Here is a 12290-nt window from a genome sequence, read left to right as displayed (position 1 = left end):
GGCCTTCACCTGCCTTTCGTGCCGTACGGCCGGTGTGCCGGGTTTACTTCGTGGACTTCAGGCCGAGGTTGACGAAGTCGTAGTAGCCGCTGTACGCGTCCGTCGTGTAGACGTTGGCCAGACGCGAGGAGCGGATGTTGAGGAACTTCTCGAAGGTGAAGGGCAGGTAGTACGCGCCCTCCATGACCTTGTGGTTGATCTCCGTGGAGATCTGGGCCTTCTTCGCCTCGTCCAGCGTCTGGGTGTACTGGTCGAACAGACCGTCGATCGTCTTGTCCTTGATCAGAGCGTAGTTGTTGTTACCGCTCTGCAGGATGTACTTGCTGCTCCACAGCGGGATGCCGTAGCCCTGGACGGTCGGGAAGTCCGGACCCCAGCCCATGATGATGATGCCGAGCTTCTTCTTGGCCACGTTCGAGGGGCTGCCGATGATGCCCGGGCTCTGCGAGCCGTCGTACTGGTAGATGTCGGCGTTGATGCCGACCTTCTTCAGCGCGGCCTGCAGGGACTGGGCGGTGGCCACTTCCTGCGACTTGTTGTTGCGGACGGCGATGGTGGTCGAGAAGCCGTTCGGCTGACCGCAGGCCTTCAGCTCCTGCTTGGCCAGGTCGGCGTTGCCGTTCTTGTTGGCGCCGGCGATCTGGTACGGGTCGTACTTCTGGCCCTCGCCACCGGCGACGGACGGCGGCAGCATGTTGGTGCCGATGTCACCACCGGCGATGGGGCCACCGCGGGCGGTCTGGAGCGACACGTGGTCGGCGGCGTAGATCACGGCCTTGCGGCAGTGGATGTTGTCGAACGGCTTGACGCTCTGCGGGAAGACCGCGTAGCGGATGAAGCCGGAGACCGGGTTGTCCAGGTTGGCCTTGTGCTGCTTCAGGGCGATCTGGCGGCCCTGCGGGCCCAGGCCGGTCTGGCTCGCGTCGACGTCGTAGTCGCCGTTGATCAGGCGCTGGTCGGAGTCGACCTGGTTGGTCGAGATGTCCAGCGTGATCTTGTCCGGGTAGGCCTTGCGGACCGGGTCCGAGGAGGCCTTCCAGCTGGTGTTGCGGACCAGGACCAGGTTCTTGCCCGGGCTGTACGACTGGAACTTGTACGGGCCGGAGGAGAAGGGGTGCAGGCCGTACTTGGACTTGGTGTCCTTGTCCTGGCGGACCGGGGAACCCGAGACCATCGCCAGCACCTGGAGGAAGTCGGAGTTGGGCGTCGGCAGGTGGAAGACGATCGTCTTGTCGTCCGGCGTGTCGATCGCCTTCAGGCCCAGGTGGTCCGCGGCCTTGTCCTTGTACGGGCCCTTGTACGTGCCCTTCGGGTCCAGCATCTGCTGGAGGTAGATCGGACCGCCGGACAGGACGTCCTGCGCCCAGACGCGCTCGATGCCGTACTTGACGTCCTTGGAGGTGATCGGCTTCCCGTCCTCCCAGGTGATGCCGTCACGCAGCGTGAACGTGTAGGTCTTGCCGCCGTCCGAGACCTTGCCCATGTCGGTGGCGAGGTCCGGGGTGACCTTGGCACCCTCGGCGCCCGGCTCGGTCTTGTAGGTGAGCAGCTGACGGCTGTAGTACCGCGCGAAGTCCCACATGAAGCCGTAGTAGCCGCGCGTGGTGTCCCACGAGTCGGCGTCCTGCGTGGTGACGAACTTGAGCGTGCCGCCCTTCTTGACCTGGTCGGCCTGGGCCACCTTGTTGTTCGCAGCGTTGAAGCCGGCCGCGCCGCTCTTCGAGTCGCCGCTGTCGTTGCCTCCGCCGCACGCCGCCGTGGTCAGCAGCCCGGCGACCACTGCGGCAGCGGCAAGGGCCTGCTTGCGCCGCCCTGAGGTGCGTTGGGTAGTCACGATCTCGGATCCTCCGGATTTGATGAGAGACCCCGTGGGTGAGCTCACGGGACGCTTGGGGTACGGCACTTCAGCGCGAACCCTTCGGGTCGAGCGCGTCTCGCACGCCGTCGCCGAACAGGTTGAAGGCCAGAACCGTGATGAAGATCGCCACGCCCGGGACCACCATGTACATCGGGTCCGAGTCGTAGTAGTCGATCGCGCTGGAGAGCATCTGTCCCCAGGAGGCGGTCGGCGGCTTGACGCCCACGCCCAGGAAGCTCAGCGCCGCCTCGGTGAGGATGTTGGTCGGGATCATCATCGTCGTGTACACGATGATGGGGGCGACCAGGTTGGGCAGCAGCTCCTTGAACAGGATGTAGAACCGGCCGGCGCCGAGCGAGCGGGCCGCCTCGACGTACTCGCGTTCACGCAGCGAGAGCGTCTGGCCGCGCACCACGCGGCCGATGTACGGCCAGCCGAAGAAGCCGATGACCAGGATCATCACGAACACGCGGACGCCCGTGCCGGTCAGGCCGAGCATCGAGTTCGGCATCACCGAGACCAGCGCAATGATGAACAGCAGCTGGGGGAATGCCAGCAGACCGTCCATGACGCGGCTGATGACCGAGTCCACCCAGCCGCCGAAGAAGCCCGCCAGGATGCCGAGGACGGTGCCCAGGATGACGGCGACCACGGCGGACAGGAAGCCGACGAGCAGGGAGATCTGGGCGCCGTAGACGATGCGGGCGAAGATGTCGCGGCCGTTGACCGGCTCGACCCCGAGGAGGTGGTCGCCGCTGATGCCGCCCAGCGATCCCGTGGGGGTGCCGAACAGCGGGTCGATCAGATTCTCGTGGTAGTCGTTCGGGTCCTGCCCGACCAGATTCGTGATCACCGGCGCGAGCAGGGCGATCACGATGAGGACGAGCACGACGACGCCGCCCGTCAGCGCGAGTTTGTCCCGCTTCAGGCGCCCCCAGGCGATCCGTCCCAGGGAGCGGCCCTGGACGGCCTTCACGCCCGCGGTGGCTACCGCCGCTTCGTCGGCCGCGCTCGGGGCCGCTTCCGCGGTCGGCTCGTGCAATGGTGCCGTCATTAGGCAGGGACCCCTCTCAACCGGCGGTAGCCGGCCCGCACTTGCCGCTGTGGCGGCATGATCAGTCCGTCGTACACAGGGGCGAAAGCCCCCTTGGTGCGGGAGTCTTCAACGCTTTGGCGATCTGTTGCCAGACTTGACGGGGAATGGATGCGTAAACGTGATGCAGGCTGGAGGGTTCCGTTATCCGGACAGTGGGTAACGGGGGGCGGACGAGGGCTAGTTGGGCCTTCTGGGACAGAAACGGACCTTCCGCCCTCATCTACGCGCGAAGAGAGTCCTGGCGTCCGCAGTCCGGGCACGGAAGCCGGCGCCGGCCGTGCGGCGCGACCGGATCAGTATCCGCCCCCGGCCGGCGGGTAGCCGTAGCCGCCCGGCGGGTTCTGGACAGCCGGGGCGGCGTGGGCCTCGCGGTCGTAGAACGGGCGGGCGCTGGCGCGCAGCCACATCGCCACCGGGTCGAACTCGTCGGACATCGCCACGGTCGACACCGGCAGCCCGTCGGGGACCGCGCCGACGGACTGCCGCATCATCGCCCGCACCGAGTCGACGGCGGTCGGGGAGGTGTCGTACACGTCCAGGCCGATGGCGAGGTACGGCGCCCCGAACGCGGGCTGCACCCAGGCGCGCCGCAGCGAGCGGACCGCCGGGGTGCGGTGGGCGTTCTGCGTCAGCAGGGCGTAGAAGTGGGGGATCTCGATGGCCGGTTCGGACACTCTGAGCGGTCCGGCGGGCTGGCGGTCCAGGCCGGTGGCGATGCGGCGCAGGTCCAGCCAGGGGATGCCGACGCCGCCGCCGGGGGCGTGCGGGTTCAGCCACAGGCCGTAGTGGTCGGGGTAGAGGACGCGGGCGACGTCGAGGGCGTCCACCACCTCGTAGGACCGGTTCCAGCCGCTGGCCGACAGCTCCTGGGCGGAGGTGACGCAGGGGGCGTAGCCGTGGCCGTCGACGTCCATGTGGCCGTACTGGGCGTCGGGAGAACCCGCCTGGCCGTGCCAGAGCAGCATCCAGACCTGGCCGGAGGTGGGGGTCGCGAGGGCGCGCAGCAGCGCCTCGTAGGCGTCGTAGCGTCCGGGCGTCACCTGGCGCAGCGTCTGCTCCACGTGCCCGGCCGCGGCCGTGCCGCTCGCGCTCACTTTTTACCGCCCCTTCGTACAAGCAACGTTTCGACCGAGCCGTGGGTCCAGCTTAGAGCCCGCCCGCGAGCCCGGTGCGTGGTGTCGTCCCGCGGGTGCGGGGAGGTCGTGACCCGTCGCGCCCCGCGGCGCAGCCGCCTGTCGGCACCGCCCCGCGCCCCTGGAGGATCCTCAGTGGCCGTACTGGTAGAACGGCCGGACCTTTTCCCGCAGCCAGCCCGCCACCGGGTCGTCCGTCACGTCCAGCAGGACCAGGTTGACGGGCCACCGGACGGGGACCTTGGCGAGGGCCCGGCCCAGGGCGTCCAGGGGGCGGGCGCGCAGGTCGCCGTCCCACTGGGAGAGCTCGACGCCTATGAACATCACCGGGTCGGCCGTCTCTATGGCGGCCAGGCAGCGGCGGGCCGCCAGGACCACGCCCGTTTCGGCGAACTCGGCGGAGGCGGCGGCCAGGAAGTCCACCGGGTCGTCCTGCCAGTCGGGTTCGAACAGACGGACGCGGCCGCCGCCGGGGCCGTCCAGTTCGGTGCGCCCGGCCCGGCACAGTTCGGCCACGGCCGGCGGGGGCAGCGGGATGCCGACCACGCCCTCCGGGTTCAGCGCGATGCCGACCTGCGGGGGCAGTCCGCGCGCGAACTCGACGGCGGGCGCGATGGCGTAGGACATGTGGGGGCCGGCGACCTGGCGGAACTGCTCCTCGGAACTGAAGACCGGGACGTAGGCCTGGCCGTCGATCTCCAGGGTGGGCAGGTCGAGCGGACCGCTGTGCGGGCCACCGCCGCCGGGCAGCGGAACCCACAGGAAGCTGCGGCCCAGCACCTCGATGATCCGGCCGCCGGCCGAGGGGATGCCGAGGGAGGCGGAGAGCACTTCCTCCAGCTCGTTGCCGGGCCATCCGCCGTGCGGCTGGGGATGCGCCTGTGCCGGAAAGTCCGCGGGGTAGCCCCCGGAGAAGTCCGCCGGAATGTCCATTCGCCTACCACCTGCTGGGAACCGCTGTTGTGACCGAAAGGCTATCGGGTGCCGGTGCGGGGCGGGCCGGTGAAGCCGATCCGGCGCAGCGCGGCCGCCGCCTCGCGGTCCAGCAGGACCGCCGAGCCGCAGCCCGCCGGCAGCTCGCCCCGCTCGACGGCGCGCAGCAGACGGCCCGCGGCCCTGCGGTGGCGCAGGAAGGCGTAGCGGGAGACACCGCGGCCGCGCCGGCGCATGCCGTCCACGGCGGTCTCGGGGGTGACGTCCAGCAGGATCAGGTGGAGCGTGCCGCCGCGGCGGCGGGCGGCGCGGGCCAGCCAGCCGCGGACCCAGCTCTGCGTGCCGCAGTCGTGGACCACGACCCCCTCTCCGGAGCGCAGCGCGCGGCGCAGCGCGGCGTAGTGGGCGAGGCGGACCAGCGGGCGGTAGAGCGCGTAGGGCAGGTGGGGCGAGAGGCGGGCGTCCCAGCGGTCGCGGGTGTCCTGGGAGTCGATCCGCGGGCCGCGCACCGCATGCCGCATCAGGGTCGACTTGCCGCTGCCGGGCAGGCCGGTGACCACGGCCAGGTCGTGCGGGCCGAAGAGCAGCGCGTGCGGGCTGCGGCCGGCCCGCTCGCGCAGGTCGCGCACCACGGGCACGGGACCCCCGCCGTCGTGCTCGCGGGCCGGGGCGAGGGGCCCCCGGGCCCCGGGTCGGCCGGGCAGGGCGAGGGCCCGGGTCGTGGCGTACGCCGGCGCGGTCCTGTTCACCGTCATCGTCCTCCCCTGGGTGGTGACGGTTCACCTCCCCCTCGAGTGTAAAGAGAAGGTAATGCCCCGCGTCCGGTGATTTCGTGCGCGTTCTGCCACGGGTCGGTCACAGATGCGGCCTGACGTGATCCGGCCCGGCGTGCAATGATGTGCGCGCCAACTGCATACAGGCCGCTTGAATCCGCGCGGGAGAGTTCCCAGCAGCCGTCTCGCTGGGGCGCCGAAGGAGCAAGTCCCTCCCTTGAATCTCTCAGGCCCCGTTACCGCGCGGGCGAGGCACATCTGAAAAGCGGGCCGCTGCCGCAGTGGCTCCACCCAAGGTGCAAGCCGTGATCATCCGTCCTACGGCGGTCATGGCGAACCTCTCAGGTTCCGATGACAGATGGGGAGGACACCGATCCGTCCTCGCCCTCCCCACGCTCGGCCTCGCTCGCGCGGGGGGATCCCCACCGCCTGGGAGACACGCCCGATGAGCAGTTCCGCACCCCGTCCGCTTCGCCATACCGCGCTCGACGCGGTGCACCGCGCGCTCGGTGCGACGATGACCGACTTCGCCGGCTGGGACATGCCGCTGCGCTACGGCTCCGAGCGCGACGAGCACCTCGCCGTGCGCACCCGGGCCGGGCTCTTCGACCTCTCCCACATGGGCGAGATCACCGTCACCGGCCCGCAGGCCGCCGCCCTGCTGAACCACGCCCTGGTCGGCAACATCGCCTCCGTCGGCGTGGGCCGGGCCCGGTACACCATGATCTGCCGCGAGGACGGCGGCATCCTGGACGACCTGATCGTCTACCGGCTGGCCGAGGCCGAGTACATGGTGGTCGCCAACGCCTCCAACGCCCAGGTCGTGCTGGACGCGCTCACCGAGCGGGCGGCCGGTTTCGACGCCGAGGTCCGCGACGACCGGGACAACTACGCCCTGATCGCCGTGCAGGGCCCCGAGTCCCCCGGCATCCTCGCCTCCCTCACCGACGCCGACCTGGACGGCCTGAAGTACTACGCCGGCCTGCCCGGCACGGTCGCCGGGGTGCCCGCGCTGATCGCGCGCACCGGCTACACCGGCGAGGACGGCTTCGAGCTGTTCGTCGCGCCGGCCGACGCCGAGAAGCTGTGGCAGGCGCTGACCGACGCCGGAGCGGACGCCGGGCTGGTGCCGTGCGGGCTGTCCTGCCGCGACACGCTGCGCCTGGAGGCCGGCATGCCGCTGTACGGGCACGAGCTGACGACCGGGCTCACCCCGTTCGACGCCGGGCTCGGCCGGGTGGTCAAGTTCGACAAGGAGGGCGACTTCGTGGGCCGCGAGGCGCTGCTGGCCGCCGCCGAGCGCGCCGCGTCCCAGCCGCCCCGGGTGCTCGTCGGCCTGGTCGCCGAGGGCCGTCGCGTGCCGCGCGCCGGGTACCCCGTCGTCGCGGGCGGCGAGGTGATCGGCGAGGTCACCTCCGGCGCCCCCTCCCCCACCCTGGGCAAGCCGATCGCCATGGCGTACGTCGACGCCGTGCACGCCGCGCCGGGCACGCCGGGCGTCGGCGTGGACATCAGGGGCAGGCACGAACCGTACGAGGTCGTGGCGCTGCCCTTCTACAAGCGGCAGAAGTAACGACCAGGTCGTAAGACTGGTCCGGCAGGGCGCCGGCGGCCCCGTGCGGCACCGGGTCCCCGGACGGCGTGTGCCCGTGTCGCGCCCTCGCGTGTGACGCCCGGCACATCACCCAGCTCACCAGCGTTTTCAGCAGTCCCTCAGTCATCAGCAGTCCCCCGCGTACAGGAGAATTCAGGCCATGAGCAACCCCCAGCAGCTGCGCTACAGCAAGGAGCACGAGTGGCTGTCGCCCGCCGAGGACGGCGTCGCGACGGTCGGCATCACGGAGTTCGCGGCCAACGCGCTCGGCGATGTCGTCTACGCCGACCTGCCGGAGGTCGGCACCACGGTGGCCGCGGGCGAGACCTGCGGCGAGCTGGAGTCGACCAAGTCGGTCTCCGACCTGTACTCCCCGGTCAGCGGTGAGGTCACCGAGGTCAACGAGGACGTGGTGAACGACCCGTCGCTGGTGAACTCCGCGCCCTTCGAGGGCGGCTGGCTGTTCAAGGTGCGCGTCACGGAGGAGCCGGCCGACCTGCTCTCCGCCGACGAGTACGCCGCCGAGACGGCCGGCTGAGGAGCGGACACAAGCACATGAGTGTTCTGAACACGCCCCTGCACGAGCTCGACCCGGAGGTGGCCGCCGCGGTCGACGCCGAGCTGCACCGCCAGCAGTCCACGCTGGAGATGATCGCCTCGGAGAACTTCGCCCCGGTCGCGGTCATGGAGGCCCAGGGCTCGGTCCTGACCAACAAGTACGCCGAGGGCTACCCGGGCCGCCGCTACTACGGCGGCTGCGAGCACGTCGACGTGGTCGAGCAGATCGCCATCGACCGCATCAAGGCCCTGTTCGGCGCCGAGCACGCCAACGTGCAGCCGCACTCCGGTGCCCAGGCGAACGCGGCCGCGATGTTCGCGCTGCTCCAGCCCGGTGACACGATCATGGGTCTGAACCTCGCGCACGGCGGGCACCTGACCCACGGCATGAAGATCAACTTCTCCGGCAAGCTCTACGACGTCGTCGCCTACCACGTGGGCGAGGACGGCCTGGTCGACATGGCCGAGGTGGAGCGGCTGGCGAAGGAGTCCCGGCCCAAGCTGATCGTGGCCGGCTGGTCGGCCTACCCGCGGCAGCTGGACTTCGCCGCCTTCCGCCGGATCGCGGACGAGGTCGGCGCCTACCTGATGGTCGACATGGCGCACTTCGCCGGTCTGGTCGCGGCGGGCCTGCACCCCAACCCGGTGCCGCACGCCCACGTGGTCACCACCACGACCCACAAGACGCTGGGCGGCCCGCGCGGCGGTGTGATCCTGTCCACCGCCGAGCTCGCGAAGAAGATCAACTCCGCGGTCTTCCCCGGTCAGCAGGGCGGTCCGCTGGAGCACGTGATCGCCGCCAAGGCGGTGGCCTTCAAGGTCGCCGCGGGCGACGACTTCAAGGAGCGCCAGCGTCGTACGCTGGAGGGCGCCCGCATCCTGGCCGAGCGCCTGGTGCGGGACGACGCCCGGGCGGCCGGCGTGGACGTGCTGACCGGCGGCACCGATGTGCACCTGGTCCTGGTGGACCTGCGCAACTCGGAGCTGGACGGCCGGCAGGCCGAGGACCGCCTCCACGAGGTCGGGATCACGGTCAACCGCAACGCGGTGCCGAACGACCCCCGTCCGCCCATGGTCACCTCGGGCCTCAGGATCGGCACGCCGGCCCTGGCGACCCGCGGCTTCACCGCCGAGGACTTCGCCGAGGTCGCCGACGTGATCGCCGAGGCGCTGAAGCCGTCCTACGACGCCGAGGCGCTCAAGGCCCGGGTGAAGGCCCTGGCCGACAAGCACCCGCTGTACCCGGGTCTGAACAAGTGACTCGCCGGTGGGGCACCCGTGAGGGTGCCCCACCATCCCCTGTTTGTGCGTTTCTGCTGTCTTGAGGAGTGACCGTGGCCATCTCGGTCTTCGACCTGTTCTCGATCGGCATCGGCCCGTCCAGCTCCCACACGGTCGGCCCGATGCGCGCGGCGCGGATGTTCGCGCGCCGCCTGCGCAACGAAGGCCTGCTGGCCTCCGTCGGGTCCGTGCGCTGCGAGCTGTACGGCTCGCTCGGCGCCACCGGGCACGGCCACGGCACCCCCAAGGCGGTCCTGCTCGGCCTGGAGGGCGCCTCGCCGCGCACCGTGGACGTGGAGTCCGCGGACGAGCGGGTGCAGGACATCAAGGCGGCGGGTCGCCTGAAGCTCCTCGGCGAGCACGAGATCGCCTTCTCCTTCGACGACGATCTGGTCCTGCACCGCCGCAAGGCCCTGCCCTACCACGCCAACGGCATGACGATCCGGGCATATGACCCTGCCGGGGCGGAGCTGCTGTCGAAGACGTACTACTCGGTCGGCGGCGGCTTCGTCGTGGACGAGGACGCGGTCGGCGCGGACCGCATCAAGCTCGACGACACCGTGCTGAAGTACCCCTTCCGCACCGGCGACGAGCTGCTGCGCCTCACGAAGGAGACGGGCCTGTCGATCTCCTCCCTCATGCTGGAGAACGAGCGGGCCTGGCGCACCGAGGAGGAGATCCGCGCGGGCCTGCTGGAGATCTGGCGGGTGATGCGCGAGTGCGTCCGGCGCGGCATGACCCGTGAGGGCATCCTGCCCGGCGGTCTGAAGGTCCGCCGCCGGGCCGCGGTCTCGGCCCGCCAGCTGCGCGCCGAGGGCGACCCGCTGGCGCACGCCATGGAGTGGATCACCCTGTACGCCATGGCGGTCAACGAGGAGAACGCCGCCGGCGGCCGGGTGGTGACCGCCCCCACCAACGGCGCGGCCGGCATCATCCCCGCCGTCCTGCACTACTACATCGACTTCATCCCCGGCGCCGACGAGGACGGCGTGGTCCGCTTCCTGCTCGCCGCCGGCGCGATCGGCATGCTGTTCAAGGAGAACGCCTCGATCTCCGGCGCCGAGGTCGGCTGCCAGGGCGAGGTCGGCTCCGCCTGCTCCATGGCCGCCGGTGCGCTGGCGGAGGTGATGGGCGGCTCGCCGGAGCAGGTGGAGAACGCCGCCGAGATCGGCATGGAACACAACCTCGGTCTGACCTGCGACCCGGTCGGCGGCCTGGTCCAGATCCCCTGCATCGAGCGCAACGGCATGGCCGCCGTGAAGGCCGTCACCGCCGCCCGCATGGCCCTGCGCGGCGACGGCTCCCACAAGGTGTCCCTCGACAAGGTCATCAAGACCATGAAGGACACCGGCGCCGACATGTCGGTCAAGTACAAGGAGACCGCCCGCGGCGGACTCGCGGTGAACATCATCGAGTGCTGAGGCAACTGCACGTGTGACATCACCGTGTCGCTGAAGTGATGAAGTGATGAGTTGCGGCAGTTTGTCGGTAGGGACCCTTCCCTTCACCGATGGCAAGAAAGGGCTGCCGTGAAACGGTTCGGCGTCTATGCAACGCTGCCTTTTGTCGCCGCCGTGGCGATGACGGGCGCAACAGCGGGCCAGGCCTCCGCGGGAGACAACACCGGATCCGATTCCCCCTCGGGGCCGGTCATTGTTGTCAACAACTACTACGGCACCATCTTCAGCAAGGGTGACGGCAACATCTTCAACCGGGGGGACGGGAACACCAATAGCGTTCAGCTCGGCAATACGCAGAGCGGCACAGGAAACACCCTGGGCGGCACGCAGGGCGGTACGAACAACACCCAGGGCGGCACCCAGGGCGGCGGCACCGGCAACACCCAGGGCGGCACGCAGAGCGGTACCCACAACACCCAGGGCGGAACACAGAGCGGCACCGACAACACCCAGGGCGGCACGCAAGGCACCACCGGCGACGACACGGCCACGGGCATCGGCACGGGCCCGGCGCTTTCCCCGGCCGCGGTGACGTTCCCGGCGGTCGATGCCGCGATGCTCGGCGTCCCGCGGCAGGGCCGATCGGCGCCGGCCCCCCTCCTGCACCTGCCCATCAAGTACGCGACGGATCTCTGGCCGATGTGAAGCACAGGGCGCGGCGGCCCGGCTCCCCCGTATGGGTCATCCAGGGGTGCCGCTTCCCGCGGAAGGGCCGAATGTGGGATCGGGCGGCACGAGCCGCCGACCGCTCGTCCCGCAGCGTCACGTGGCCGGCGGGCCTGGCCCCACCTCCGCTGGAGCCTCTCATGAGCCCATCCGTGATACACATGGCCGTCATCTGCGACTGGCCGCTGCTCCAGCTCGGTGTCGACCAGGCGATCAGGGCCCAACCGGACCTGAGGATCAGGCACCTCGCCACCACGGTCGACGACCTGGTGTGCGATCCCGACAAGGTGAAGATCGTCCTGCTGATCACCCCGCAGAACAGTGACCATGTGACGTCCCACCAGGTGGCCCGGTTGCACCGGCAGGGCCACGCCGTCATCGTCCTGTCGACCTCGCAGGCACAGTCCGACGCCGTCCTGTGCATCAAGGCCGGCGCTCGCGGATATCTGAGCCGGAGAACCGACGATGCGGAGTTGGTGACGGCCATTCGCGCCGTCGCGTCCGGCAGGGATTATCTCGGGCGCCAGTCTGGCGGGCAGGAGCATACCCGCTCCCCCTCCTCACCTCACCGGCCGCGAGAGGCAGATCCTGCATCTCGTGGCCGGCGGTGCGACGGACCGGGAGATCGCCACGCGGTTGAACATCACCGAGAACACGGTCCATACGCATCTGGAACGACTGCGCAGAAAAAGCGGCTCACGCCGTCGGGCGGACCTCACCCGGCTGGCCCTGGAGTACGGGATATTCGTCAGCGACTCCACGGAGTGATCAGTCGCCGGCCCCTCCACGGGGTGCCGAGCCGCCTCCTGGGGACGCTCCAACGCTCAGCTCTGGGTACCGCCCTGGGTGTTCCCACTGCCCCCACCCTGCGTACCGCCCTGGGTGTTCCCGCTCCCGCCACCCTGCGTACCGCCCTGGGTGTTCCCGCTCCCGCCACC

The 12290-nt window shown here is 70.2% G+C and carries 11 protein-coding genes and 2 riboswitches; of the genes, 6 read left to right on the top strand and 5 right to left on the bottom strand.

Features of this window, described 5'->3' with window-relative positions; all coding sequences use genetic code 11:
- Positions 1-43 precede the first annotated feature (43 nt).
- From IE318_RS37840 to IE318_RS37820, 5 genes are all read right to left on the bottom strand, one after another.
- Entirely contained in the window at positions 44-1834 is a 1791-nt protein-coding gene (locus tag IE318_RS37840; protein WP_189907454.1) for an ABC transporter substrate-binding protein, read from the bottom strand.
- A 70-nt stretch (positions 1835-1904) separates the two neighbouring features.
- Positions 1905-2912, bottom strand: a complete 1008-nt coding sequence (locus IE318_RS37835) for an ABC transporter permease (RefSeq protein WP_189907453.1) — start codon at positions 2910-2912, stop codon at positions 1905-1907.
- A gap of 335 nt (positions 2913-3247) precedes the next feature.
- A complete protein-coding gene (locus tag IE318_RS37830) occupies positions 3248-4048 on the bottom strand; it encodes an enhanced serine sensitivity protein SseB C-terminal domain-containing protein (protein ID WP_030179315.1) in 801 nt (266 codons plus the stop codon).
- 171 nt (positions 4049-4219) lie between these two features.
- Complete coding sequence (locus IE318_RS37825) at positions 4220-5020, bottom strand: enhanced serine sensitivity protein SseB (RefSeq protein ID WP_030179788.1); 801 nt, start codon at positions 5018-5020, stop codon at positions 4220-4222.
- A 41-nt stretch (positions 5021-5061) separates the two neighbouring features.
- Positions 5062-5775: an AAA family ATPase gene (locus IE318_RS37820; RefSeq protein ID WP_189907452.1), complete on the bottom strand. Its 714-nt coding sequence runs from the start codon at positions 5773-5775 to the stop codon at positions 5062-5064.
- Positions 5776-5945: 170 nt separating this feature from the next.
- A riboswitch (glycine riboswitch) is annotated at positions 5946-6045 on the top strand.
- Positions 6046-6161: riboswitch (glycine riboswitch) on the top strand.
- A 77-nt stretch (positions 6162-6238) separates the two neighbouring features.
- On the opposite strand from IE318_RS37820, the gene gcvT reads away from it, so the two are divergent.
- The 6 genes from gcvT to IE318_RS37790 all read left to right on the top strand — a co-directional run bounded on the left by gcvT (position 6239) and on the right by IE318_RS37790 (position 12120).
- Positions 6239-7366, top strand: coding sequence for a glycine cleavage system aminomethyltransferase GcvT (gene gcvT, locus IE318_RS37815; RefSeq protein ID WP_030179783.1), 1128 nt, complete (start codon positions 6239-6241; stop codon positions 7364-7366).
- A gap of 181 nt (positions 7367-7547) precedes the next feature.
- Entirely contained in the window at positions 7548-7925 is a 378-nt protein-coding gene (gcvH, locus tag IE318_RS37810; RefSeq protein WP_030179780.1) for a glycine cleavage system protein GcvH, read from the top strand.
- 17 nt (positions 7926-7942) lie between these two features.
- Complete coding sequence (glyA, locus tag IE318_RS37805) at positions 7943-9205, top strand: serine hydroxymethyltransferase (protein ID WP_189907451.1); 1263 nt, start codon at positions 7943-7945, stop codon at positions 9203-9205.
- A gap of 74 nt (positions 9206-9279) precedes the next feature.
- The gene (locus IE318_RS37800) at positions 9280-10647 is read left to right on the top strand and encodes an L-serine ammonia-lyase (protein WP_189907450.1); all 1368 of its coding nucleotides are present in this window, start codon (positions 9280-9282) and stop codon (positions 10645-10647) included.
- Positions 10648-10755: 108 nt separating this feature from the next.
- Entirely contained in the window at positions 10756-11331 is a 576-nt protein-coding gene (locus IE318_RS37795) for a hypothetical protein (protein ID WP_189907449.1), read from the top strand.
- A gap of 531 nt (positions 11332-11862) precedes the next feature.
- Entirely contained in the window at positions 11863-12120 is a 258-nt protein-coding gene (locus IE318_RS37790) for a response regulator transcription factor (RefSeq protein ID WP_308438623.1), read from the top strand.
- The last annotated feature ends 170 nt before the right edge of the window (positions 12121-12290 follow it).

It is taken from the genome of Streptomyces spiralis, from assembly GCF_014654675.1.
GTDB classification, from domain to species: domain Bacteria; phylum Actinomycetota; class Actinomycetes; order Streptomycetales; family Streptomycetaceae; genus Streptomyces; species Streptomyces spiralis.
This window is presented reverse-complemented; position numbering and strand designations above follow the sequence as displayed.